A 26515-nucleotide genomic window follows, 5' to 3' on the forward strand; every position below is an offset into this window, starting at 1 on the left:
AGGGTTATTTACAGAGACTGCTTTATATTTCCGCTTATTTTCCTTGTTATTCAGTAGTTACTCGGTACTTATTCAGTAATGACCACTGGAATTTCCAGCTCAGTATTCTTACGTTTCTTTCGCGCCAGTTTCTTCAGTGGCGGACATTTTTCTTCGTTGTAATAGGTAACTTGGCAGTCCAGACAGTAATGGCATTCACGCATGTTGATCACACCATCGGGCTGGATTGCCTGGATCTCACACTCTTTCGCACATGTCTTACAGGGTGAGCCGCAGTCAGGGCGACGTTTTAACCAACTAAATAAACGTGCGTTGCTGGTGACCGACAGTGCCGCGCCTAATGGACACAAGTAGCGACAGAAGGTTTTCCGGTTAAACAGATTCAGTACGATCAGGAAGACGGCCCAGGCAATAAACGGCCATTCACGATCAAACTTCAACAGGAAGGTGGTTTTAAACGGTTCGATTTCGGCAAACTGCTCAGCCATTGCTAACGAATCGAGAGAGATCCCGAACAAACCTAATAAGATGAGGTATTTGATTGCCCACAAACGTTCATGCACGGCATACGGCAATTCATATTGAGGCATTTTGAAATATCGGGCAACTTGATTGACCAGCTCTTGCAAGGCACCAAACGGGCACAGCCAGCCACAATAAACTGCACGTCCCCAGAGGATCATCGTAACCGCTGCTGCACACCACAAGATAAAAATAATCGGATCGAGCAAGAAAAGATCCCAGGAAAAGTCACTCATCAGGGCCTGTAAAAAGGTGAAGACATTCACCACCGATAACTGCCCGCCCCATGACCAGCCGATAAACACCACTGTCACTGCCAGGAAGCCATGACGCAAGTTGTGCATAAAGGTGGGGTGACGAACCAGTACATCCTGGAAAAACAGAATTAACAGCAAGACACCCAGTAAAACCAAGAGTATAACCACCTCAAGCTGGCGCTCTTTCCATACCTGCTGGGTCAAGGACAACTCCGGCTCGGGCACAATCGCCGGCGGCGTATCGACATATTTTTCCAACATATCGTAGCTGCCTTTGAAGCTGGTGAACAGACTATCGACCGGGCCAGTCTGGCGTCGCACCAACAGTTCTAACTGCCAGCTCGCTCCCGGATCGAATTCATGGTGCGCCTGAATCCGGAACACCGACATTTCTTTGAACTTCGGAGCCCCTTCAATATACAGATCCGTAATACGGTTGTGGTCGAGATCACGAAATGAAATTGCATTCTCATCTTGATGGATCTGGATACGATCGAAGATCCCGCCCCGCACATACCCCGATCCCTTAAACGAGTAGCCATTACCCAAAACAGCCACCAGGTGCTCACCCGGCTTCAGTGATTTCACTAGCCATTCATAGTCGGCATCGCCGAACAGATTTCGCCCGATAGTAGGTACATCCGCAAGCGCAAAATAGATTTCAGCAAACATATTCTGCTTTTCTTCAGCAGGCGCATTATCAATATACTCAGCCTCTGTGCCGACAAAGGCTTTATCGATTTTTTCATTGGTTAGGTAGAGTTTGCGTATCGAACCGTCACCCGTTAACTGGCGCCAGTCAGCTTTTGTAAATTCGTCTTGATGGATGGTCGATGGCGGCTGGATAACGGCTTGCGGCTTGTTAATAATTCCCAGTGACTGAGCCACTTTTTTTGCCGCTTTGGTTATTGCGACATTCATCACCATGACTGTCACGGTGGCACCTGACAGACCATCAACAGCAACATACCCCTGACTCTTGTTACCGCCAACTTTGATTCGGTCTTTCACCGATAGTCCGTTGTACTGATCAGCAAACGCCCACAGCTTCGGCTCCGGGATACCCGCCAGGATAATCGGTTCATGGTGCTCCAGTACTTTGGCGGTGAGGTAGTTTCCTTGTGGATCAATGGCGACCAGCATATTGACCGGTTCGCCCGAATAGGCGGGAATTTTAGCGATATCATTAGTTTCAAAGGCATAACCTATGATGTCCTGATCTTTATAAATGCTCCAGACGGGGAGCTCCCCCTGCTTATCGGCAATTTTTGTTGCGTCAGGAAATGTTTCTTTGATAAGAGGAATAGGATCCTTTGGCGGACTGACAAACAGCGCACTTGCCTGTGAGATCCCCCCGACAGACAGCGAAACAAACAAGCACACACGAAAAATCATCGCTCTGAAAATGCTGAATTTTTCCACCAATGAACTCCCAAGTAAGGCTTTTACCTAAGTTACCACACCTAATAGTACATATTAAATACATCTTTAGGCGTACTTATGATTGAGATCAATTAGTTTACATATTATTACATTTACTTAATTGAACCGTGATATATGTAACGGTAATGTTATTTGCCTTTGCTTTCATCAGCAGCCATTCTTTGTCTCACTTTTTCAGCCAACTAAAAAACTTTATCGAGATGGTGACACCCCAAACACTTGTACCGTTTCGCCCCCGTCACGTGTGTTATTTATTTCAAGTTCCAGTAACGTCGCATTTCAAGATAGAGAAAAGAAGCCGTCCAGGTGATCAATACCAAACCCGTTAATGATTCAACGCCGGTTAAATACCTCAGATCTCCGGATGGTTCTATATCACCAAAACCTAAGGTCGTGAATGTCGTGAATGAAAAATAGACACAATCCAATAAACTGCCATTGAAATTACCTTCTAAACTTCCCCACTCTTCAGAATGATGCATATAATAATACGCCCATGCAAAGACCCATACCTCAACCGTATGAGCGATCAAAGCACCGAAGACCCCAAAGACAATTCTGAACCGATGCAAAATCTTCATTTTTGGTATAAGTGTCGTAAGATGATACAAAAATTCGTAATGGATCATCACGGCAATCGCAACGACTGCACTATTAACTAAAGATACCGTTATCACATCAAACCTGCTTATGGTTAGATTCTGTCTCTTCCATTATATGCACTGAGTATTAGATAGGTTCAAAACGCTATCAAAAAGGGGCGGGGGCCGCATCCACTCATGGACCACCCTATATATTGATATTGATATTGATATTACTTTTTGTACGATAAACCGTTATGGTAAAACCTAAACCAGATATCCAATAGTCCTGAACCAATAACCGAGCAAGGAAGCTAAGGTGTTTGAGAAAGTCGTCAGTATTCTGTTCCCTGTTTTTGCGATTGTGCTCGTCGGCTATGTGATAAGCAAACGGCTGAAACCCGATTTTAAGCCGATCAACCGCATCAACATGGATGTGTTTGTGCCTGCACTTATCTTCTCGTCGTTAGTGACCATGAAGCTTGACACCTCACAGGTTTCCTTGCTGACCGCCGCTGTTTGTGCGGTGGTTTTGCCCGGGCTGTTGATGATCGCCCTATGTAAAGTCAATAAGATCACCTTTAAAGCCTGGGCGCCGCCGCAGATGTTTCGTAACAGTGGCAATCTCGCTATTCCACTGTTCAGCTATACCTTTGGTGAAACCGCCATGGCCTCAGCCGTGTTGCTGTTTGTGGTCTCGACTATCTTACATATCACCGTCGGCATGGCACTGTTAAGCAACAAAGAATCGCTGTCGATTAAGCAGCTCTTTAAAAACCCGTTGTTGCTGGCAACGCTGGCCGCTCTCTCATTTAACTTACTGGACATTCCGGTCTGGAAACCACTTTACGAGGCCACCCATTTGTTAGGCCAGGCTTCGATCCCGGTAATGTTACTGTCGTTAGGCTCGCAGATGATCAACCTGCGCCTGACAGGCTTACGCACCGGGTTAATGGCCACCTTGTTCAGCCTCGGCACAGGAGCTTTCAGTTTCGCCATGATTTATGTTTTCATTCCGTTGCCTCATCAACAGCTGCAAATGATGGTGCTGTTCACCATGCTACCGCCGGCAGTAATGAACTATCTGTTTTCTGAGCGATTTAATGTCGAGCCGACCAATGTGGCATCAATGGTGTTATTCGGTAATTTTTTCGCCATTATCACCCTGCCGGTTTTATTATGGGGGGCACTGGCAATTTGAATTTAACGGCTAAGAGCGATTGATTGTAATATCAGAAACATAACCGTGCTCGGCGCTGACCAGCGCATGTTTCAGCATTGCAGCCGCTTCCTCTGCGGTCATAAAACCGGAGGTATCAAGATCTTTGCCACTGGTTTGCCAGAAATCAGTCGCCATTCCACCGGGATACACCGCGATCAGCTTCATCGGGCTGCCTTTCAGCTCCAGACGAACAGATTCGATCAACCCCCGCACGGCCCATTTGGCAGCACAGTACGTTGACTCCCCGGCTTTGGCGACCTGCGCCGCCGTTGACATCACCACAACGACATTGACCTTGTCATGACGGTAGCGCTTCACCAACTCACGCAAAAATAAGATCGCCGATGTCACGTTGTTGTGGATCAGTTCGCCAATCAACTCAGGCTGCTGAGCTTCAATAGGACCAAAATAACCGCTGCCAGCGCAGTGGATCACGGTATCCGGTGCGTGCTCCAGCGAATCGAACAAAGCTGAAATAGCCTGCGGATCACACAGGTCAGCCGGTTTTATCTGAACTGCGCCAGAAATCGTTTTCGCCACCTGTGATAGACGTTGCTCACTGCGTCCGGTAAGTAACAGTGCTTGTCCCTCGTTACCATACAAATTTGCCAGCGCGGCACCCAAGCCACTACTGGCACCAGTAATTACAATCATACGTTCCCCTTCATGAAAAAGAATAAGTGCGGAAGTCCGCCTTCAATAGATGGTATTTTATCCCCGTTTGGTATTGTATTTAAATTGCATCTTAATATTCAAAAGCCCTTTCAATATGCAGAGTTAATTGACTTTTAATTGATCAATCCATTTGCATATGCGGTCATAATGGGACCCTCGCCAATAAATTTTTTCACACCCCTCGCACTCCATAAAGCCATCAGAAAATAGCAGGATATCATCAGGTATACGACCTTTGAGCCGCCAGCTTTCAACCGGGTGCAGTTGCTCATTGCAATTTGAGCAGCGGGTAAATGGTCTGAAACGGTTCTCCAGCTGTAAGCGGGTAATCACTTCCCTTAACTGTCTTTTAGGATCATCACTGCGGACCCAGTATCCGTGAGTGACCGCCCTGTATTTAAAAATACCCTTGTCACGGGTCAAAATAATGCGCTTCTCATCCAGAGACCGTTTAACAATTTCGCTGTCGCTGAAATCTTTACGGTACAAGGTATCAAATCCGAGTAACCGCAGCTTTATTGCTAATTTTCCCAAATTAACATCCACGACAAATTTTGTTTCCCGTGGTGGCGGTGAACGAAGGTGAACAAGAGGAATGATACTTACAGATTCAAATTCCGGATAAACAGAGACATACTCTCCGCCCTGCATCTGATACTCGAAACCCACCGACTCGCCATTGACCAATATCACATCGATTTCTGTGTGAGGCACCCCAATCGCTTCAATCGTGTCTTTAACTGATGGATTTCCTGAGAACGCATATGAAAACGTTCTTTTGCGCTGTTTTTGGAGTAAGAAATCATTGAGCTCTTGATAAAAACGAAAGCATGCACTGCGCATGATGGGAGCGTGTTGTTGAGCCTGTGGATCGATTATTTGCATTAGTATTTCTGTGCTGTGATAGACATCTTGAGAGTTATCAGTATTATCTCTCATCAAAATAGCCAACATCATCAGATTTAGCCAGTTCGCTTAAAAGTCGCTATTTAGCATAACAGTAGTGCAAATAATGAAAGTGGCTGACAGATTAGAATACAATTAAGAGACTACGCTTACTTACGTAGGCTCACTTTTGAAGAAGAGACTCGTCCGTGATAAGAGAAAACACATTTGCGCCATCCAATGTATGGACAAAGCCTTTCGTTTCAGAAGTCGCAGAAATTTTAAATTTGTTGCGTGAGTACGGTTACGACTCAGCGACCTTGGTAAAAATTACCGCAATACCAGAGCGTAAGTTCCGCGATTGGAGTGCAAGGTATAAAAAAGAGCCGTTTGAAATCTCGACGATCCCGTATGCTTGCTGGTGCTTCTTAGCGGCTTTAGTCGGCAGACCGAATATTCAGAATCAGGGTCGACCGTTACCGGCTGATATCCGTAAAATTCTGGGCACATTCAATGCCAGTGCTTTTCGCCCTGCCAATAAATTTGTGACGCCTTCCGCCGATCAACTGCGAGAAATTGTCGGTGACAATGCATTTACGGGATTAACAATCAGTGACTTATCAGCATCATTTGATTGGAACAGCACCCATTTCAACGATAATTTAGAAAAAAGTAACATTCCCTTTTTAAATTGGTGTCTTATTTTGATGCTGCTTGGTTTGGATGTTCAGAAAATGATCCTGACTGATCTCGACGGTGAACTAACGATAAATTAAGCGTTTACAGCTCTTTTGGAGAAAGGCGCGATGTGAAAAGCCAGGTTGATGATTTTTAACATTACTTAAATCATCAACCTCGTTGATTCTACTCTACAAGTTATCGTTTCGTTCGGCGATACACTCATATTCTCCCATCTCAAACTCTCGGCAAATCAGCGGTCGATTTTCGTAAATCGAACACATCAATGTATCGCGGTCTACGGCTGCGCACCAGCCATCATCAAGGCGAGCCATGACTCTTCCGCCCCACGCGTCTGTCTCAATATAGCGCTCAGGCACGCCGGTCTCAGTAATGAGCATAACTTCTAACCGGCAACAGCACGCCTTGCAGTTGGCACAGGTTATCTCAGCTTCAGGCAGGGTGGTAATTTCGATTGTCATAAATTACTACTGTAACGTCATTTTGTCGCTAGCATAGCGTAATCAGACCGTTTGTGCGCGATCTCATGATGAAGACGACGTTGACCGACCGCGGCCCCTTACGCCCCTCACCTGAGATCTGACCGGCAAAGCCATTGGCGCGAAGCTGGTTGTTCATGGTACAAAGAGACACTTGTTAGTCTACTTAATCAAGGAAGAAGAGATGAAAGACGAAACGTTATCAATCCATCACGGCTATCAAACCGATCCCACCACCAAATCGGTCGCCACCCCAATTTACCAGACCGTCGCGTATGAGTTTGATAGCGCGCAGCACGGCGCCGATTTATTTAACCTGGAAGTGCCGGGCAATATCTACACCCGTATCATGAACCCGACCAACGATGTACTCGAACAGCGCATGGCGGCACTGGAAGGCGGCATTGCCGGATTGGTAGTGAGTGCAGGCAGCGCGGCAATTAACTATGCCATACTGACGCTGGCTGAAGCCGGCGACAACATTGTTTCGACCCCGCAACTGTATGGCGGTACGTATACGCTGTTTGCCCATATGCTGCCAAAACAGGGCATTGAGGTTCGCTTTGCCAAAGACGATAAACCTGAAAGTCTGGCCGAGCTGATTGATGAAAACACCAAGGCAGTTTATTGCGAAACAATCGGGAACCCGGCGGGTAATATTGTTGATATCGAAACGATAGCCAATCTCGCCCATGCGCAGGGCGTACCTGTGGTGGTTGATAATACCGTGGCAACACCGGTGCTATGCAAGCCCATCGAGTTCGGCGCTGATATTGTGGTGCACTCGCTGACTAAATACGTCGGTGGCCATGGCACCACGCTGGGTGGTGTTGTGATCGATTCCGGTAAATTCCCCTGGGCGCAACATAAAGATCGCTTTCCGGTGTTTAACCAGCCAGAGCCGTCTTATCATGGCGTGGTTTATACCGAAGCCTTCGGTGATGCGGCGTTCATTGGTCGTTGCCGTACCGTACCATTGCGTAATACCGGCGCGGCGTTGTCGCCGATGAATGCGTTCTTATTGCTGCAAGGATTAGAAACTCTGTCTTTACGGATGGAAAGACACACAGAAAACGCGCTTAAAGTCGCAGAATACCTGCAACAGCACGACAAGGTAAGCTGGGTAAACTATGCCGGCCTGAAAGATTCAGTCCATTATGAACTCGCACAGAAATACATGGGCGGCAAGCCTTCTGCGATCCTTTCTTTTGGCCTGAAAGAGGGGTATGACGCGGGGGTTCGCTTCTATGATGCACTGCAACTGTTTAAACGCCTGGTGAACATTGGTGATGCGAAGTCACTGGCTTGCCATCCGGCCTCGACGACTCACCGTCAGATGAATTCGCAAGAGCAGCAAGAAGCCGGTGTCAGCCCTGAAATGATCCGCCTGTCTGTCGGTATCGAGCATATCGACGATATTCTGGCTGATCTTGAGCAAGCGTTAAACGCTTAATTGAACTTGGCTTAATCGGGTTTAGCTAAAATCGATTTGGAGGAGGTCTCTTGGCCTTCTTCCTATCACACCACCGAACAAGCGTTGGCGCATACAGAAAAATATAAGTGATGCTAGACTTCACCACATACTCCGAACAACCAACGATCAAGATACTTACCGAGTCCGATATATTGACTTTAAATCAATTCAAGCCTGATGTGACTTGGATATTATTAATTCGACATTGGCCACCATTATCATTGGTATAAACAGTAACTGTTTTTCCGGACAGTGATAACGCTAATGCACTCGAATATACTCGGTTTCTTTCTTCTGGTGAGCCCTGAAAGTATAACCACCCATATTGACCTCCATCACAGTTGTCGGGAGAAATATTCCCTGTCAACCTAATCGCAGGATCAGTCGCCGATGCAAGAAGCGATGTCATTTTTCCTGTCACCCAGCTTGGACCTGCAAAAGATCCCCCTGAGAACAACAGACAACAAATAATTAAACTTACTCTTTTAATATCCAACTTGCATATCTCCAATTAATAAATTTAAAACCTATAATAAGGAACATACTTAATAAAACATCATGAATCATTAAAACAAACAATCACCTCCCTAACCTAAAGTTAATAATACGTTAGAACCAAATTACTTCCGGCAATTATTAAATTATTGTCAGATTAAAAGTTTATCCATTCTATTCTTCTACCTGCAGCTGTAATAACACCATAATTTACAACCACTCTTAGCTTTCTACCCGCGGTATAAGCTGTTAATGCCATCGATAAAACCCCTTGGTATGCTTCATCATTATTTCCAAGATACGCAAACGTAAAACCTTCACATTGTGGTTTCTTTCCTTCCCCCATAATTATTAGCAGCTTATTGCCATGAAAACTTCCGTCACTACGGTCACCTTGTACATATAAATTCTTGACTGAGAGTGACCGCAATCATTCGTTCCAGCAAAAGAAGTTGAAGCAAATAAAGTGAGTAATAAAGTCACAAATATTTTATTTTTAATTTTTACCCATAATTAAATAACACCATGCGAATACGATGCTTATTATCACGACAGCCTAAATTATCACCATAAATACGTTACTGAATATGAATCCCGCTGGCAAGACATGTACCACTAGAACGAATCGTATAATCAATCCGTATAACTTTGAAGCCTGCTGTTTTGGCAGTTAATACTTGTGAAAATTGAGCTTTACCGCTTTCTGTCGAAAGATCCATATACATAATCCCCCACTTACACTGTGAAATCCCCTCATTAGTATAAAAACCAGCTGATGTTGTTCCTTCTGAAAAAACTCTTTTAACCGTTTTAGGCGTAGTAATTTGCTCAGCCGCTAAAGGTGCAGAAAACAAAAATACAATAGGAAGCATAACTTTCATATTTAACATTTATAACTCTCTAGATATTGTTGGTGAAAAAACTTAGATTCAATCACTTCATTGCTTGAATTGACAAAAAGTTGAATGAAGCTGAAAAATTGACTAATAAATCAATTGATCTTGGATTCAAATAGTAAGTGCCACACCCACAGAAAGAAAAACAGTGAGTTGTGACTATCATTACTTTTTACTCCCACCAAGAAGTGAAAAACTATGAACTATCAACAACTCACTGAGAATGAAAGGTATATGCTCTCTGCGCTCAGAAAGCAAGGCTTGAACACACCTGAAATAGCAATTACACTGGCCGTGACAAAAGCACCATCTATCGCGAAGTACAAAAAAATCCAGGGCAAACCGGCAAAGTACCTATTACCACAGCCTGCTCTCGCCCACTCCAGGGCTGTGACCCGACGAAGTCGTTCAAGGCTCAACAAGCAATTTAGCGCCTTAAGCTTTGTCCTCGTTGACGCACTACTTCCACTTGAATGGAACCCGGAGCAAACTTTTGAATATATAAATTAAAAACAAATACCTACGATTTATCATGAAACCATTTATCAGTATACCTGGACCGATAAACTTCAGGGCGGACACCTGTGGAAGAAACTTAGGCAATCATCGAAAATACGCCGAAAATGCTATAAGTCAAAAGACAGCCGAGGACGCCTTACCGCTAAACGTAATATCTCAGCGCGCCCTGAACAAGCCAATTTGAGACTAGAAGTTGGGCACTGGGAAATTGATACTGTCCACTGTCTCGTCACGCTCGTTGAACGCCTGTCAGGCTATACTCTTATTGGTCAACTTGATGACAGAACAACTCAACCTCTCAATAGACGGGTGATTAAGTTAATAAAGAAAGCTGAACTGCCTTTCAAAACAATTTCGGCTGACAATGGCACTGAATTTTATCAGTACCAACATATTGAAAGAGCAACTAACTGATTGTTTTACTTTGCTAATCCATACCATTCGTGGGAACGAGATATTAATAAAAACACCAGTGGATGAATACGCCAACACCTAATAAAAGGCACCTCAATGGCTTCCTTAATACAGGCTAAATGTAATGCCATTGCCAAGAAATTAAATACTCCTCCAAGAAAGCGATTAGGCTTTAAAACACCAGAGGAATTATTTTTATTATTATCGCTAAATGTTGCACTTCAAACTGATATCAAGATTTCTATTTAGACACACCAATAAAGGTTACACCATCACACGAGTCACTTAAGTAATTATGTAGTCTAACTTTTTTTCCTGATGCTAGCGCCGTTGCAGCCATACTGAACGCAAATTTATATCCTTCAGGGTTATTTCCAAAATTCGCTTCCTTGAAGCGAACCCATTTACCAGCACACGGTCCGCTAGAGCTTGTACTCATAAACACAGCAAAAAGCCTTTCATTACCAATGAGGTTAACGAGTTCATCAATTTCTCCTCTAGCAACTTCTCCTGCATAACTAGTAGAGGAAAGTAATAATCCAATTACTAAAAACATAACTCTAAGCTTCATTTATTTCTCCAAATTTATATCGTCTACAATAAAGTGTGCCACGTTGAACCAACCATACAAAAATAAGGTTCAGTTCTTGCCTTTTGTCACTATTTGACTCACTTGGGAATAGTGAAGAGAAAAATAGTCACCTATTTCTTTTAGTGTGTAACCACCGCTTTCAAAGGCCGCTACTATTGCGTCATTTCTGTTAGCTGTTATTTGCTTATATTCTTCTAATGGTAAAGGTTTTGGTCACCTTCTCTAGAAAAAATGGCCTAAGTGAAACTTAGACCATCATTAGCAAAAGACAAGACCTGACCCCGTTGACTTGGTTCGAGACGAAGCTAGGCCAGAATCAATGACTCTGCCCCTCTTGATTAATGGTTCCTGAAGGGCACCGCCTGCTTGAAATACCTGTAAAGAGGCAGAAACAGCAATATTTACAGGCTATAACATCAAACCAGCTGAATATGAGGTAGTCGCAGGATTAATAATGAAAGACAGTGTTGACGCCTTTTAAATGCGCCTGTCCTTGTTATTTAATTGGCGGATATTAACAAGTCAAGAATTATAAGCTTCAAATTTCCATCGTTAATTCAACACACTGAAGTAATCGAATGTTGGATAAATATTCTGGTGTAAATAGCATTTATCACTAATTGCTAATGACACCTTCTTTCCTGCAAAATAAGCTGCTGTAATTAGAGATAATGAAGCCTTACCATTTGCATCATTTGCATCATTAAATCGAACAGAGTTATTTTGGCATTCTACAGGCCCGACGGCTGGCCCCTTAATTGTAACATAGCATGTATTATCAACTTTATGACACCCTATGGTTTCTATTTCTCTTACACCTGATGGTGTACTGGCCGTGGCAAATGCTGATGTGATTAATAGCACAATAGAGATATATTTTTTCATTATTTTTTCTTCTTAAAATTTCATCAATAAATTAGTAAAAGTTAGCTGGGAAGGTACATCCTATCATCGCATTTTAAAATCGATATTATATATTTAAGGCAGCAGTGACTTCAACCACCCTAGATATATCATTACTTATATACCTTCTGGTTACACTATATTTCACCTCCTATACGTCATAATCATTAAAGGAACATAATTAATTAAATAATATATTATTAATCACTGGTATTAACCATGGGAACTCATAGGGTTCTGGTTTTATAAAACCAGTATATAGCAGCCGATTAGGTGACCCACTCCCTACTTCAGTTAGTCTGTTTTTAGTAGAAGAATCAATCAAAACCTGTTTAATAGCACATGCTGACGTATTAGGGTATTTTTCCAAATATAGAGCTGCAGCACGTACTACATGATGCGCTGCCATCGAAGTTCCTTGCAAGTAATGGTATTACTCCGCGATTCTGTGTGGAATATGGTTTTGTTGCCTAAATCAAAAAATCAGATAGCTCTCTGCAATTAATTAAAACGTTAGCAGGCTGCCTGTGTAACCGACATACCCAGCATCGTTAACTTATTCATTGCTCGAATTGCAGCATACACTGATCCACTTATGCATTATAATCTTGTAATGTTAGTGAGGAATTAATCAACGTTTTTAAACGGAACATCGCCGTTTCTGACAATGACCGTCTATGATATCCAATCACTTTTTCCCAATGCTCGTTACTACCGTGAATATCCTGATTGGCGACACCACGATTACGAGGATATCCATGCTCCCAGTTAAATGCGATGCTTTTTTCTTAGCTATCGCTTCATAACATCGACGATGTATCGTAGCACCATCACCTGATATTGCTCTGATTTTTCGTTGAGTCTGTTGTTGTAATTGAGGAAGTACTTATCCATCAGTGACATTTGATAGCGACAATTCAGCAGCAATAATTTGCTGTGAATCCGCATCAACGGCGAGGTGCAGTTTACGCCAAACACGGCGCTTTTCCTTCCATGCTTTTTCATTTTCCATTCACCTTCACCTTCACCTTCACCTTCACCTTCACCTTCACCAAAAACTTTCAGGCCAGTGGAATCAATAGCAAGATAACGAATTTCACCACGAATAGGCATTTTGATACTGATGTTGACGATCTTCGCTCGTTTACTAATGAATGTATGACCAGGAGAGCGGAGTGTCAGCTTAAAGATACTCTTAAGCATCAGTGCAGTTGTAATCGCAGTATCTGAGTACTGATACCTTCGCCCACGTCGCTCTCTATGTTGAGTACAAAGCCAAGAAGCTATTGCTTCTTCATCAATCCAAAAAGTAATCGAACCACGATTAATAAGCGCTTGGTTGTACTGCTTCCAATTAGAGGTTAGGTATTTAACTTTGGCCATTATGCTTACTCATTCGGTTATGAGTAAGATCTGATCCGTCAGTTTGTAAATGGTTCAAAATGATTTAGGCAACAAAGCCATGTAGCGACCAACTTCAATCAAAAAGTGATAGTGATTGGTCATTAAACAGTAGCTATGCACTACCCAAATAAATAGGCTGGCGCGCATTACCGCGGGAAGTCACATGATACAACGCCCCCGCATACTCAATACGTAATGCTCTGCTCATGAACTTCCCTCCAGAAAAAATGGCCTAAGTGAAACTCAGTCCATCATTGGCAAAAGACAAGACCTGACCCCATTTACTCTGTTCACAGAGAGAATCGCTGGGTACTGGGCTCTCAACTAAGTTACTGAACAGAGCCATCCCTTAACCTGAGTTCAACCAAGATAAAGACATTAAGCTGTTAAATCAATAGGTCAGAATCAATGACTCTGCCCCCTTTGATTACCTTTAATTAATTCACCCTACCCATATCAATCTTTATCCACTCTATAGATTTATTTAACCATAAATTTGGTTTTGCAAGGTTTGATGCCTCATTAACCATAACTTCTAAAATAGTTTCATTAATCACTTCATGTTTTATATTATAATCCGAGCCTAATTGTAATAACTGATAAACCATCTCCCAATTTGTACTATAAAATGCACTAAAAATAGGTGTTGAGCCTTTAAACCCTGCCGGTCCAGTTCGATTTATAAAGTTCAAATTGGCTTTAAAATCGCTCAATATCTTTACTGCCTCATAGTTATTAACGTATATTGCATCAAAAATTGGAGTTTCACCTGTGTCTGGTGACACTAAATTTGGATTCCCACCATTTTTTAGTAATGTTTCAAGAAACCAACTATCCGAGAGCTCAGCAGAACGGTGAATAACAGAACCTCCACTTGAGAATACAACATTAGGATCTGCACCTTTACTTAGAAGGTGTGCAAATCCTTTTTTATTATTTAATGCCCAAAATAAAACTGTCGCATCAGCTGTCCCTTTTTGGTTAACGTTAACTCCTGATGAAATTATTCCATCAATTTCGTCAGTATTTCCACGAGCAGCGGCTTCAGCAAGAACTCTTAACTTCTTATCTGAAAACATCTTATCTACATTCAGAAAATACACATTGTTATTTCTGTTCTTTTGATTAAATTGAGTCTCAGCTTTATCAAGATCATTTGCAGTTGTAAAACTTGATGCAGAAGCTACATAAAAAATAAATACCGTTAAAAACACACAATTAACAAATCGCAAGCTATATCCCTCAACATGAAATTGATACGCTACCACAAACACCACTCATAACATGAATTCCAGCAGAGCCAAGAGAAACCGTTTCTCCCCTTGTACTAGCAGGAGTTATTGCATTAAGTCCCTGTATAACATCAAAAGTACTATTATAATTCGTAACACTCCAGCCTAACCTTTCATAACCAGCTATCGTATTTTCGTGCACTCCCGCAGCATTAAATACTCGAGCACCAGCTCCTGTCACCATAGCAGATGCAGTAGCTAAGCCGCCACCGAGTGAATGGCCTGTGAAAGTAATATTACCACTGGCCATCCTATATTGCTGTTTTGCTATAGAAATAGCTTGCCTGTATTGTGCTGTAGAGAGTCCAAATGCTTGCAATCCATCTGTAGCTAAATCTCCCATGTCTTGAACCTGCGTCCCTGCAAAAGCTACTATAGTATGACCCATAGCGTTCATAAACACCCCATATTGAAGCCCTGATCTTAAAGCGGTTACTGAACCTGTATAACCATCGACACCAGTATAGTTTACATCATAAACACCAGCAGAAAGCTTCATATATGTCGACGTGATATGCTTGATTTGTTGAAAGCCGACATAAGATAAACCAACTGTATAGCGACTCATACTACGCCAATTCGAATAATCTAATTCATCCTCAGATAATTGATATCCTGTAAGCCACCCAAACAAATTATTTGCTAAGATTGTAAAATCTTTTACAAAACTGCCTTCAATTAATGTACGTCCATCATTTCGACTACGCCCATTTCGAGCTCGATTATCACCTCTCCTTGTGTCTTTCTCACCTCCCAAATCAACACTCGTTCTTCCTAAACCATCTCCAGCCCCTGCTCCTTCTACATGTACAAACCCTGTCGGATCTGTAAACTTCAGCGGGTTGTTTGTCACATAACTATACCGATTAAAGCTATTGGTCATATACGGCGACTGAATAATCGGATCGGCGCTAAGGAACCTTCCTAGATCTTGATCATAAACCCGGCCGTTCATGTGAATAAGGCCGACTTCTTTCAGGTGCTCATGCCCAGTGTAACCACGGTTGGTCAGGGTAAACTGCTGCAAGCTGCTCGCATTATTTTTGTCACGCCACAGAAGCTTACGCTGCTTGCCCCACGGGTCGAAGCTGCGGCGCTCTACGATCAGGCCGTAGCCGTCGGTGATTAAATCGACCGATTCCAGCGCATCATAATGCAGGTAGCGGATCTGACGGTCTTTGATTTTTTTGGCACTGTCGTGCTGCTCGATATTGAGCGCTATCAGCTTGCCGTCGGCATAAATAAACTGCTTATGCTCAATTTCGCCGCTGTTGATATCTTTTACCTGCTCATAGAGCTTGTCGAAGTACAGGGTCTCCTTGCCAGAGCTGTCTTTGCGGTAATAACGGCTATGGTTGGCGTCATAGGCAAACTCTACCGTATGGCCGTTTCGGGTGATCTTGGTCGGTTTATTAAAGCTGCTCCATTCCAGCGAGCGTTCAACCACCTTCTTCGTTGTCCCCGTTTCTCCTTTCAGCAGGTTACCGACTTTATCATAGGTAAAGGTAATACCGTTGGCTTTGGAAACCATATGCGGGCCGGGGCCGGTGTATTCGTAGCTACCGATATCGGTTTTGCTTTTCAGGTTACCCAGCGCGTCGTAGTCATAATCGAACCGGCGATTAAAGTCCGGGTTGTTCTGGCCATGACGGTTAGCCCGATCGAGCATTGGAACGGATGCTGCTAGTCTATCCAGCGCATCGTATTCAAAGCTTTCACTGATCCCTAATTCCAGATCATCACGCCGTGTGACGTTGTTGTGCGCATCGTAGTTATATCGCAAGTAACGGATGTTCTGGCCGGCCTTCATGTTCAGGTGGTTACGCTGGCTGACCACAGAGCTGGCGAGATGAGTCGCGATGGCATTAGGCCGTCCCGTTTGCTGATTATGGATATAGCTGTTAACCAGCCCGTTGCCAAGCGTTTCAGCCAGGGTATGATCATAGGCATCGGTACTTTGACGCTGCCAGTAGTAGACATAACGCTGATCGCCAGCAGCCTTACCCAATTCTGTTTGCGTCAGTACGGTTTGCAGGTGATCGACCTGGCTTACCTGCTGACCATTGGCGCAGCTATTACGCTGTGTCAGGTTATCTCCCGCCAACCGGTTGGCATCATCACAGTAAAGCCCGGCAAGATCACCCACCTGCTCGGCCAGCGAGGTGAGCTGATCAGCCAGCTGGTAGTAATACTGATAGCGGGTTGCTGCAATCTGTGCTGCCAGCGTCAGGTCTTCTGAGGTATAGATAAGCGCCTGTTGGGTGGTGCTGTCTACCGATGCGGTATATACATCATCCCTGTTGATTAAGTCCAGGGTACCGTTTCGGTCATAATCTCTCAGCAGCCATTCTTCGCCCTTGGTAAAACCACGGCTGTTAAATTCCTGAGCACTGACTTTGTGCACGGTAGAATCAAACACCATGCGGCCGGGAGCCGCTCCTGTGTGATGGCTTGAAATCTTGAAGTATTGTTTTAAGTCAATATCTAAAGGTATGGTCACATCATCATGCAACAGCACCCAGGTTGCCGCCTGCAGATAACACTCACCATTCGCCGCGCAGTATTTTTTGTAACGGTTGGCATCTTTCAGTAACTGAATCGACTGACTATCGAGATTATGCAGGTCGAGTTCTCGGCTTGCGTAATCTCCGGCCTTTTGCTCAAAGAAAGATTCCTTAACCGCATACTCTTCAGCCTTGTTCAAATAAGACTGGGCCTGTGCCAGCGCGTCATCGATCAGTTTTTGGATATCATCCCTAAAGCTCGGGCTGTTCAGTACATTATCTGCAAAGTCTTTCGGACTGCGTACGGCAGCATGATAACCGTATGGGTTATAGAGATGTTCAAGCTTCAGGCCGTTCGGGCGAACTTCGCTGGCAACCCTTTCCAGCCCGTCGTAGGTGTATCGTGTCGCCAGTCTTTGCCCTTTGGCTGTAATAACAATCTCATCAACCTGGCCCTTACTATTGTAACGGAAGTCACGCTTGTTGCCGTTGCCAGCAAAATAAGACAGCAAACCCTCGACCTTGGTGTCATAAACCCAGGTTGAGGTCTGGTTACTCTGCTTCTCTGCAATCTTACGGCCCAAGTTGTCGTAGTTAATACGGGTAGTAACACCGTTGGCATCTGTCTTTTCCGTCAGCTCGCCAAAGACGTTGTAGTCGTAGCTCCATCCCCCCATATTTGGGTCGTCAAGGTAGGTTCTGTAACCGAGGTTGTCATAGCGAATACGAATGATATTTCCGGCAGAATCTTTGGTTTCCTTCAGCTTGCCGTCTGGGTAGTTAATGTAGGTTTGCGACGCTCCCATTGGCTCTGTCGTTGCCGTAATGTGACCCAGTACGTTGTAGGTGATGGTTTTCTTTTCGCCTTTGGCATCAAACAATGTTGTGGTCAGGCCGTTGTAACGGGTAACAAACGTTGCAGCCTTACCCGTTGCGGCAGGCTCGGTTTTTGATATTTCACGATCCCGTTCATCGTAGGAAAAAGTTACGGTTGGCACCGGGTTTACCCGGGTGTCAGGGCGTTTGAAGCTCGGACGCGTGACGGCAACTTTACGGCCATCACTGTCCCACTGGCTATCGCGGTATACCCAACGGCCGTCAAAAGCCTGATGCATCGCGCGGATTTCCCGCCCGGCATAATCGTAGTGATTAACGGTTTGGTAAACACCTCCGGCACCGTTAGCCGTTTTTGTGATCACACAGCTAACTGTTTTACTTGTACTTTCAGGGCAGGCGCTGCCTAGTCGGTAAACATAAGCCGTATTGTCTTTGCTACCCGGAGGGTTCTCATTAAGCACGCGGCCAAAACCGTCATAGTTCAATAAGGTGGTTCGTCCCTTAACCGGACTGACGATTTCTTTCACCAGGCCGAAACGCGCATCGTAACTGTTGTAACGGGTCTGATGTCCTTTTGCGTTGGTGGTATATAAAGGGAACAAGTCTGCGGCGTCGTACTGAGTGGTAGTAGTACGGGCAGCGACCCCAGTACCGGATACCTGCTCTGTGAGAAGATTACCGTAACGGTCATAGGTATATGATGTGGAAATCTGCTTACTGGTGTTGCCGTAGGTAGTGTCACCCTGCTCATATTGCTCGGGCTTAACAACCTGCGAATCAATCAAACCGTTCGACGTGTAGCCGAAAGTAGTGACAGTGACACGATTAAACCCTTTACTGTTGTCCTTAATTTTCTGGGTTGTTTTGAAAGGTGCACTCACCTTCCAGTAGTTATCGCCAGATTCAGTGATTAACTGAGTAACCGTTTTGCTGACACTGGTCAAATCAAGTTTACCGTCACCATTGTGGTCCATCACCACATAGTTACCACACGAAGTGCTATTGGCTGATTTAAACACCGCTTCAGTAACCGGAACAAAATCGGCTTTGGTTATGACCGACACACCGTTGGAATTGGTGGTGCTGTGAATAACGAGTTTGTAATATTCGTTATAGCGTTTGGTGATCAACGGAATGCTGATATCACCGTGGATCAGCACAAACTGATCCGTTGGCTTGATGTATTTAGTCCCATTGGATGAACACATCAACTGGAAGCTATCGTACTTGTTCAGCACCGAGGCACTGACTGAACCGGTAACATCAATAACGGTGCTGGTTTTGTTAGTACCTGTACTTAAATATTCACTGACAGAGTTTGTAGTAAAATCACCGGCACCCGCTATTCCACTGGTTATCTTTTCTTCCTTGGTTAATACATTACCAAAGGCATCATAGGTTAGCGATGTGACAGTTTTCTTTTCAATACGATTCTTATCATCGTATAAAATCTCTGTTTTACCATCCAGGAACAGCGAGTAATATTTCGCCCCTACGCCGCTGAATTGTTTTTTGCTGTATCGATAGTTTTTCTTTACATACAGCTTTTTATTTCGGTAAGTGAGTCGCTCGCTGACTTTTCCTGCCAGCAACGGATCGACTTGCTCAAATGTCGTTACGGTCTTCTCGGTATTTGTGCCGGAACGGGTACGGTCAATTCTTTCAAAGCCAAGAAAACCCTCTCCCTTCCAGTGTGATTTTGCACCATAATATTCAAACTCGGTTTTCACTTCCGAGTAGCCTTGCGGCTTGGCAACATACTTAGATACAACGTATTTGGTCGGCGTTGAGTTGGCGATGGGGTAATCGTAGTATTTCTTCTGCTGGTGTACATCGCTAGTTAGTGGCGCGTAGGTAATATCATAGCTTAAGCCATGCTCATAGATTGTTTTGATTTTATCCTGCGCAAAAGCCTTGGACCGTTTAATGTCGCCCTCAGACAGATTATCAGGCCAGCCATCTGAGTTTACATCTATAATTTCCACACTTGTCGTTTTATTACCAAGTAAAGAGTAGACGCTATCAATACTACTGTTAAATACTCCGCCCTTGTTGATATAGACTTTGTTGTAATAGACGATATCATTAAATCCGTCGCTATTAGTATCAACGATTTCAACGCCAAAAGGTTTAAAAGAATAATGATAACGAGTGCACGTAGACGAACCACTATTACCAGCACCGCATGTGGTTGATTGAGTTGTTATCTTTTCATTATAATCAACATTAAAATCTGAAATATTTGCTACGAATGAATGGCCGTTAAAATAATAGACCTTAAGTTTACCTTGTTTATTAGCAGGTCTAGAAAAACCCGAATATGATTTATTATTACTACCAGTCAATAAGTCTTGATAACCGTCATTGTTAAAATCTGCAACCTTTAATAGTTGGTATTCTCCCTTATAAACATTTTGAACCACCCTTCCACTTTTATAATAATCAAGTCTGCCATTAGCAATTTTCAGATATTCATTTGTTTGACCATCACCATTAATATCAATGTAACTGCAATTGTCACATAGTGGCTCAAGGGTATATTTACCATCACCGTTTTTATCGGTTGGATATTTGTCTTTTTTCGCCCAACCATATCCATTCACATTTGCGGTATAAAACTCAGAATAACGACCATTACCATTCGGGTACGCTAAAAACGATGCTGATGCGGAGCCCGAACAAAAGGCCCGAAATATAGGCTTATCATTAGCATGCCAGTCTGCAATAGCGAAATCGTGGCAGTCTGCACCCTTTGCGTTGCTATAGACATGATTCCAGCCACTTGCTTTAGTTTTGTAATCACTATTTTGTACAACTGATTTTTTATCTTTTCTCAGCGTGAATATTTCCAGATTGCCGTCACGTTCGAGATCGTAGAATTTGGCATTTTTAATACTCTGATCGAAAATCTTTTTATTAGCTGAAAAACTTGGGCTTGCTTGTGACTGCCAAGCAAATTTTACCGGTTTACTGCATACGCCATTGGCACATTGTTGTATATGTTTTAGCAAGGTTCGGCTGGTACCAGTTGAATAGTAGTATGCTAGCTTGTAACTAGCAACCTCATCACCCTTTGCTGTGTTGCTGACGATAGACTTAATACGGTGATTTTTATTGATCTTACTACCAGCAAGGTAGCTAAACTGAGTGTCATTTCTATTTTCATAGTTAAATTTAACGGTACCACCAGAATACGTTATTAGATCAATTCTGTGGGATCCATTATTTGAGTCTTCTATATAACCAAAGTTAATCGTATTTTTTCTGGTTATGTCGAATATCTTATTAAGCGACCACTTATAAACATCTTTTTTTCCCGGCAGCGCCGCACGTGAATCACCGCTTACTCCATATTCATACACCTGGCCATCTTTTGACCAGGCTTTAAAGTATTGAGGGCCGCTGCCTTGCCTGCCAAATGAAACAATCTTGCGGTAGTCATTGGTACGAGTACGATATTCCGTCGCATTTTCACCAGGTTTGCCTGTAATCGCAATAAGACGTTTGCCATCGATGCAATATTGATCATTGCTATCAAGGTTTACTCCGCCCCAATTACCATCAATTGCTAAATTTTTTCCGCAACGATAAATGGATGACAAACCGTGCAGCTGCCACCCTACTCCGAGGATCCCATTAGGATTATCACTTGAATAAGCCAGTTGCAGCGATGGTGCATGGCCAGCTCGCCCCGGAGCTACCTGGATCGGCAGCTGGTAATCAACCTGACCACCATTTACATCAAATTGGCCTTTCAGATAAGTAGTAGATGCACTGACTGAAACGGGTAGAAAGACTGCTAAGGATAAAATTGATAATATACATCTTAAGTATTTTTTCTTTATTACTTCCACTGTTTAACTCCCCACCTTTCCATCTCGTTTAATCGTCTCGATACGCTCTCTGAGTTGATCAATCTTTACTTTCACTCCGGCTTTTGCTGAAGTTTCTTCATCTGGCTTCAGAAGGTCGTCTGGAAAAAATTCTTCGCCTTCATGAACAGGCGGTTGATAAGATTTCACCAATACCTGTTGTAACTGTTTAACTGGCGCTGGGTACTCATAGTTATCACTGATTTTTTCTTGCGGAACTTGCGCTTGTTCAGTGGTTTCTGTTATTTCTTTACTCGCTTTTTTATTTGTTGAATCTTTGTGCCAAAGCAAGTAATTCGATAATGTGATAATTAATACTGCTATGGCAGCATAAATAATGTATTTATATTTCATTAGCCAATTCCGTTTATTTTTTATTTTCAGTTCATTTCTACTTGGTATATAAGAAAGATAAGTGCAACAATTAAATGAAGACGTAATTACACCCAAGTTTATGTCACTAATTTATGGGTTGTTATTGCAACGCTGAACGATGTGCTGAGTTAAATCTGGTAAGTTTAAATGTGGAAGCAGAAATATACGCACCTGATTCTACAGTTTGACGTCAAAAAAGATAATGACAGTAAGTCGTCAAATCAATAGGACAGAATCAATGATTCTGCCCCCTTTTATTGCCTTTGATTAGTTGTTATTTATTACTGCTGATATGCTTAATTCTTGAAATCCCTTGAACACACCCATCTAAATGAAGGTTAAGCGGTTGCGATGAGATATGAGCAGATAGAATAAGTGAATATATTTCCTTGAAATAAGGATGTTTATCATCGAGTATATAGTAATCGGCACGACCACACCCACCCAAATCAGACATGCCCTCTTGTTTAACTAAGACACCTATATGGCCTTCATACCATAGGATGGTTTTAATTTTACCGCTACTTCCCCCTGACGCAGCCATTGCTACGTTAAAGAATGATGTAATAACACATAAGAAACAAACTATTAAAACACTTTTCATTTTACTACCTATTATAATTTAAGAAGTCAGTAACACCAGCGACAGGCTAATTAATTATTAATTTGTGCGAGAAGGTTCATTATCAAACTGAACATTGGCGAAAAGGCACTTTTAATTTCTAATTTTATGAGATATAAATTAATCCGAACCTAAAAGACATTCTTTAGACAAACCTAAATCAAATAATGATTCTTCGTTTTCTTACCCAATAAATTAGTCGATTGAACCAATGTAAACAGGAGCTGGAGAACTTCCATATGTATTTAACGTTGAGCACGAACCAGTGCCATCATAGTAGAAAATCGCTTTTTTATTATTATTCTGAACATTTTGAAGCATACTTGTCCACATCGCACATGTAACTGTATCTACTCCCTTCCAACCATCATTCAAATTACATATATTTGTGTAATCATTTCTTCCATTATGAAGAATGTTGATTGAACCATCCTTATAAACGAGCACTCGATTCACATCTACTGTACAGTTGAATGCCGCATATGAATGAGTCGACATTAATAAACTCAAAACAACAAATAATTTTCTCATAAATCCTCCAAAGTTAACTAGTATATTTACAGTGCATAGAGTGGAGCATTACTCACCCTCTTAACAGATAAATGCATCAGAGCTATTGTCATCATTTCAGGCCAATAAATTCAATATCTCCTACTATGAACAGATCATAATCCACATCATTCTGTACGATTTTCTGACGTTTTTCCTGCCCTATATCGACCTGGTCAGCGGCACTAATCGCCAACACCCACGAGGAAAATGTGCGAATTTTTTACGACACTTTGAAAAATACGCGCGTCGTTTTTTGAATCGGTTGATTGACATTGTTATATTTAGAGCCAGATATGTGTGATTAATGGACGGGCTCCAATGCAAGACAAGGCCAATTTTACTGGTTTGTCTGCCATTCGAGCAGAAAGAGCAACAGACAGGATCCCACGTCCTTTCTCAGTTGTTAGATCTACAGTGTTGTAAGGCGATTTACATTCCGCAGGTATAAATCTGTCTGGCACTCCCTCATCAATTATTATAAGTGCCTTGCCACTAGTTTCGATACCTTCAACCACGATGCCTGAAATTTTTTTGGCCGTTGGCATCCAGTGACCAGGTTGTGCTGTCACGTGAAAAGAACAGAATGCAAACAATATAAAATAGTACTTTTTTAACACATTCACTCTCTAGATATAAATATACGAGTCATAAGTGACACGAATTTGCACCGCAATTCAATTATAAAAAACCGTCAGAAAAAGCTAAGTACCGAACAGTTGACAACTTTGTATTGCCATCAGTAGCTATAAAACATGCTGTAATTACCAAAATACAATGCTACCGCCGAACAGAATAAGTATCTGCCGTATTATCCGGCCATAATACGACATTGGTTGTACATGATTTTAAGATTTTTTATTTTTGTTATTAATTTTGGAAACACCTGACTTTTTTTTGAAATATTAACTGAAATTTCAACTTGTTTCGTTTTTCGCTTATTATAATAAACGACTTTATCATGACACCTATATATTACTATAAATCATTAATGACACAGATAGATCTCACATATCGAATTTTACTCAATTGCACTTGCCCTACAGAAATTCAGCATTGTCATATCATTTTTTTGATATGACCCGCAAAATTGAATTGATAACTCTAAGTTAATTCATTGATATTTATTCCGGTGAAGAACAACACCACCAAGGACGGACAGAAAGATTATGCCGAAAAAATCGCCGTTATCTGCTTCAGCGGTGGTTTTTACCACACTGCGCGCTGTTTAATACATCGGTTGTGGTGCTTATATTCATTTCAATGTGATCTGCAGGAGGCGTTGATTTTTCTCTCCAGCGATCAGCGACAAAACCAAATGGATAACATATTGCTATCAACCACACCATTCGTTAAAAAAACAGCACGCCTATTGATTTATTGTGCGTTCCGTTTCATTTCCTTTGTTCATTAAGCAACTGAAATGACAAATAAATTACATCCCGTCAAAAGCAGTATATTGATTTAATGTGATTTTGGCTTTGTTACCTAAATCATTTTGAACGATTTACAAACTGACGGATCAGATCTTACTCATAACCGAATGAGTAAGTATAATGGCCAAAGTTAAATACAGAACCTCTAATTGGAAGCAGTACAATCAAACGCTTGTTAATCGTGGTTCGATTACTTTTTGGATTGATGAAGAAGCAATAGCCTCTTGGCTTTGTACTCAACATAGAGAGCGACGTGAGCGAAGGTATCAGTACTCAGATACTGCGATACAACTGCACTGATGCTTAAGAGTATCTTTAAGCTGACACTCCGCTCATCTGAAGGCTTTCTTAACTCTATATTTTTACTGATGAAGTTACCCCTTCGCTCTCCTGGTTTTCGCCCCGCTTAAAGCGAGAAATAATCCTATTTATATACAAATAATTTATCGCTCAATCATATAAAGAAGGCTCACCTTCCGGACGGGTTTTAAAGCGCCGATGTAACCACATATATTGTTCAGGAGCCTGCATAATCGACCGTTCAACCGCTTTATTAATATAAGCCGCGGCGGCATCAGAGTCATTGTGCGGAAAAGCATCTAACGGCGGAAAGATCTTCAATGTATATTGACCCGAATCGGTATTACGCACCATCGAAAATGGCACGGCAGCACAACCTGAGGCATCGACGAGCAGACTGGTTCCTGTTGTTGTACAGGCTTTTTCTACGGCAAATAAAGGGGCAAATGTCGAATTGCGACGACGACCATAATCATGATCCGGCGCATACCAGACCAGTTCACCGGTGCGCAGTGCCCGCAGCATACCTCTAACGTCTTTACGATCAATCATTGCAGAGTTGGAGCGTATACGTCCTTTATACTGGAAGTAGTCAAAACATGGGTTATTGTTAGGTCGATAGACGCCAACACCCGGTGTTTTCATCCCGAAGGCACGGGCACCCAACTCAAGGTTCATTGAGTGAATTGCAATTAGCAGCACCCCTTTACCTTCGTCTTGCAGCTTTTTAATGTGTTGGATACCTTCAATGTCGACATGACGTTCAACACGGAGATCCGGCCAGAACCACGCCATTCCGGTCTCGAACAACGCCAGACCGGTATTATCAATATTCTTTTTAATCAGTACCTCACGATCTTGCTCTGACATCTCAGGAAAACACAACGCCAGATTACGCCTGATCGTGTTTCGTCTTTTCTTCATGAACCGAATCGCTAGCCGGCCAATGCCTTGCCCCATACGAAACTGAATAAAATATGGCAGCCAACTAATAAGATACATTACCGCAACCAGCACCAAGGTTGGCCAGTAGCGCGGGTGTAAAAACGATTTAGTAAACGCCGGGGGGGTAAATTTACTCATAGTATGAAAAATTAATTCCTTACTCGTTATTATTAAAAAATGAGTGGCTTAAACCAACATTCAAATCTTCGTCATTATACGAACTGAGTGATTTTATATTCTACAGCTGAATCAAAGCTGAAGCTATATATGGTAGGGGAGTATAAGTGCAGAGAAAAATTGAGAGATAATGCCCGGTTAACACA

20 protein-coding genes and 3 pseudogenes are annotated in these 26515 nt (G+C 42.6%); 5 read left to right on the forward strand and 18 right to left on the reverse strand.

The genetic code is table 11. From position 1 onward, the window contains the following. Positions 1-68: 68 nt before the first annotated feature. Positions 69-2201 (reverse strand): transcriptional regulator NosR, encoded by a 2133-nt coding sequence (nosR, locus tag R3289_RS11890; RefSeq protein ID WP_318925738.1) that lies wholly within the window; start codon positions 2199-2201, stop codon positions 69-71. Between the two features lie 272 nt (positions 2202-2473). Then, positions 2474-2899 (reverse strand): potassium channel family protein, encoded by a 426-nt coding sequence (locus R3289_RS11895; protein ID WP_318925739.1) that lies wholly within the window; start codon positions 2897-2899, stop codon positions 2474-2476. A 223-nt stretch (positions 2900-3122) separates the two neighbouring features. Here R3289_RS11895 and R3289_RS11900 point away from each other — a divergent pair, with 223 nt between their 5' ends. After that, complete coding sequence (locus R3289_RS11900) at positions 3123-4004, forward strand: AEC family transporter (RefSeq protein WP_318925740.1); 882 nt, start codon at positions 3123-3125, stop codon at positions 4002-4004. Positions 4005-4013: 9 nt separating this feature from the next. Here the strand turns inward: R3289_RS11900 and R3289_RS11905 are convergent, their stop codons facing one another. Together R3289_RS11905 and R3289_RS11910 are read right to left on the reverse strand one after the other, a co-directional pair. After that, positions 4014-4679 (reverse strand): SDR family NAD(P)-dependent oxidoreductase, encoded by a 666-nt coding sequence (locus tag R3289_RS11905; RefSeq protein WP_318925742.1) that lies wholly within the window; start codon positions 4677-4679, stop codon positions 4014-4016. Between the two features lie 123 nt (positions 4680-4802). After that, positions 4803-5657 (reverse strand): Mut7-C RNAse domain-containing protein, encoded by an 855-nt coding sequence (locus R3289_RS11910; RefSeq protein WP_318925744.1) that lies wholly within the window; start codon positions 5655-5657, stop codon positions 4803-4805. Between the two features lie 137 nt (positions 5658-5794). On the opposite strand from R3289_RS11910, the gene R3289_RS11915 reads away from it, so the two are divergent. Then, positions 5795-6361 carry a hypothetical protein gene (locus R3289_RS11915; RefSeq protein ID WP_318925746.1) on the forward strand — a complete coding sequence of 189 codons (567 nt, stop codon included), beginning with the start codon at positions 5795-5797 and terminating at the stop codon, positions 6359-6361. Positions 6362-6454: 93 nt separating this feature from the next. Here R3289_RS11915 and R3289_RS11920 read toward each other — a convergent pair whose 3' ends face one another. Further along, positions 6455-6745: a YkgJ family cysteine cluster protein gene (locus R3289_RS11920; RefSeq protein WP_318925747.1), complete on the reverse strand. Its 291-nt coding sequence runs from the start codon at positions 6743-6745 to the stop codon at positions 6455-6457. A 202-nt stretch (positions 6746-6947) separates the two neighbouring features. Between R3289_RS11920 and R3289_RS11925 the strand changes: the two genes are divergently transcribed. Next, positions 6948-8216 carry an O-acetylhomoserine aminocarboxypropyltransferase/cysteine synthase gene (locus tag R3289_RS11925; RefSeq protein WP_318925749.1) on the forward strand — a complete coding sequence of 423 codons (1269 nt, stop codon included), beginning with the start codon at positions 6948-6950 and terminating at the stop codon, positions 8214-8216. Positions 8217-8889: 673 nt separating this feature from the next. On the opposite strand, the gene R3289_RS11930 is transcribed toward R3289_RS11925, so the two are convergent. After that, the gene (locus tag R3289_RS11930) at positions 8890-9078 is read right to left on the reverse strand and encodes a hypothetical protein (RefSeq protein WP_318925751.1); all 189 of its coding nucleotides are present in this window, start codon (positions 9076-9078) and stop codon (positions 8890-8892) included. Positions 9079-9310: 232 nt separating this feature from the next. After that, on the reverse strand, positions 9311-9622 hold the full coding sequence (locus R3289_RS11935; protein ID WP_318925752.1) for a hypothetical protein: 312 nt from the start codon (positions 9620-9622) through the stop codon (positions 9311-9313). 204 nt (positions 9623-9826) lie between these two features. Between R3289_RS11935 and R3289_RS11940 the strand changes: the two are divergent. Further along, positions 9827-10810: pseudogene (locus R3289_RS11940) on the forward strand (IS30 family transposase). Here R3289_RS11940 and R3289_RS11945 read toward each other — a convergent pair. The 10 genes and pseudogenes from R3289_RS11945 to R3289_RS11990 all read right to left on the reverse strand — a co-directional run bounded on the left by R3289_RS11945 (position 10803) and on the right by R3289_RS11990 (position 24131). After that, positions 10803-11132 (reverse strand): DUF5992 family protein, encoded by a 330-nt coding sequence (locus R3289_RS11945; RefSeq protein WP_318925754.1) that lies wholly within the window; start codon positions 11130-11132, stop codon positions 10803-10805. The pseudogene R3289_RS11940 and the gene R3289_RS11945 sit on opposite strands and share 8 nt — an antisense overlap. Before the next feature lie 573 nt (positions 11133-11705). Beyond that, positions 11706-12038 (reverse strand): hypothetical protein, encoded by a 333-nt coding sequence (locus R3289_RS11950; RefSeq protein WP_318925755.1) that lies wholly within the window; start codon positions 12036-12038, stop codon positions 11706-11708. A gap of 199 nt (positions 12039-12237) precedes the next feature. Beyond that, entirely contained in the window at positions 12238-12480 is a 243-nt protein-coding gene (locus R3289_RS11955; RefSeq protein ID WP_318925756.1) for a S8 family serine peptidase, read from the reverse strand. Positions 12481-12569: 89 nt separating this feature from the next. Then, positions 12570-13439: pseudogene (locus R3289_RS11960) on the reverse strand (IS5 family transposase). 458 nt (positions 13440-13897) lie between these two features. Then, positions 13898-14692 (reverse strand): ankyrin repeat domain-containing protein, encoded by a 795-nt coding sequence (locus tag R3289_RS11965; protein ID WP_318925758.1) that lies wholly within the window; start codon positions 14690-14692, stop codon positions 13898-13900. A 10-nt stretch (positions 14693-14702) separates the two neighbouring features. After that, entirely contained in the window at positions 14703-21947 is a 7245-nt protein-coding gene (locus R3289_RS11970; RefSeq protein WP_318925760.1) for an RHS repeat-associated core domain-containing protein, read from the reverse strand. 3 nt (positions 21948-21950) lie between these two features. Further along, positions 21951-22319, reverse strand: coding sequence for a hypothetical protein (locus tag R3289_RS11975; RefSeq protein WP_318925761.1), 369 nt, complete (start codon positions 22317-22319; stop codon positions 21951-21953). Positions 22320-22614: 295 nt separating this feature from the next. After that, positions 22615-22944, reverse strand: a complete 330-nt coding sequence (locus tag R3289_RS11980) for a hypothetical protein (RefSeq protein WP_318925763.1) — start codon at positions 22942-22944, stop codon at positions 22615-22617. 213 nt (positions 22945-23157) lie between these two features. Continuing rightward, positions 23158-23493, reverse strand: coding sequence for a hypothetical protein (locus tag R3289_RS11985; protein ID WP_318925764.1), 336 nt, complete (start codon positions 23491-23493; stop codon positions 23158-23160). 302 nt (positions 23494-23795) lie between these two features. Beyond that, on the reverse strand, positions 23796-24131 hold the full coding sequence (locus R3289_RS11990) for a hypothetical protein (protein WP_318925765.1): 336 nt from the start codon (positions 24129-24131) through the stop codon (positions 23796-23798). Positions 24132-25067: 936 nt separating this feature from the next. Here R3289_RS11990 and R3289_RS11995 point away from each other — a divergent pair. Beyond that, a pseudogene (locus R3289_RS11995) lies at positions 25068-25345 on the forward strand (transposase); the annotation flags it as partial. 52 nt (positions 25346-25397) lie between these two features. Here the strand turns inward: R3289_RS11995 and lpxL are convergent. Then, on the reverse strand, positions 25398-26330 hold the full coding sequence (lpxL, locus tag R3289_RS12000) for an LpxL/LpxP family Kdo(2)-lipid IV(A) lauroyl/palmitoleoyl acyltransferase (RefSeq protein WP_318925767.1): 933 nt from the start codon (positions 26328-26330) through the stop codon (positions 25398-25400). Positions 26331-26515 lie beyond the last annotated feature (185 nt).

This window comes from Photobacterium sp. (assembly GCF_033720175.1).
Lineage (GTDB): Bacteria > Pseudomonadota > Gammaproteobacteria > Enterobacterales > Vibrionaceae > Photobacterium.

Coding starts and splice junctions, on each gene's coding strand:
- R3289_RS11905 (WP_318925742.1), bottom strand. CDS start 4,679: ATGATTGTAATTACTGGTGCCAGTAGTGGCTTGGGTGCCGCGCTGGCA.
- R3289_RS11910 (WP_318925744.1), bottom strand. CDS start 5,657: ATGATGTTGGCTATTTTGATGAGAGATAATACTGATAACTCTCAAGAT.
- R3289_RS11920 (WP_318925747.1), bottom strand. CDS start 6,745: ATGACAATCGAAATTACCACCCTGCCTGAAGCTGAGATAACCTGTGCC.
- R3289_RS11925 (WP_318925749.1), top strand. CDS start 6,948: ATGAAAGACGAAACGTTATCAATCCATCACGGCTATCAAACCGATCCC.
- R3289_RS11930 (WP_318925751.1), bottom strand. CDS start 9,078: ATGGGGGAAGGAAAGAAACCACAATGTGAAGGTTTTACGTTTGCGTAT.
- R3289_RS11935 (WP_318925752.1), bottom strand. CDS start 9,622: ATGTTAAATATGAAAGTTATGCTTCCTATTGTATTTTTGTTTTCTGCA.
- R3289_RS11945 (WP_318925754.1), bottom strand. CDS start 11,132: ATGAAGCTTAGAGTTATGTTTTTAGTAATTGGATTATTACTTTCCTCT.
- R3289_RS11950 (WP_318925755.1), bottom strand. CDS start 12,038: ATGAAAAAATATATCTCTATTGTGCTATTAATCACATCAGCATTTGCC.
- R3289_RS11975 (WP_318925761.1), bottom strand. CDS start 22,319: ATGAAATATAAATACATTATTTATGCTGCCATAGCAGTATTAATTATC.
- R3289_RS11980 (WP_318925763.1), bottom strand. CDS start 22,944: ATGAAAAGTGTTTTAATAGTTTGTTTCTTATGTGTTATTACATCATTC.
- R3289_RS11985 (WP_318925764.1), bottom strand. CDS start 23,493: ATGAGAAAATTATTTGTTGTTTTGAGTTTATTAATGTCGACTCATTCA.
- lpxL (WP_318925767.1), bottom strand. CDS start 26,330: ATGAGTAAATTTACCCCCCCGGCGTTTACTAAATCGTTTTTACACCCG.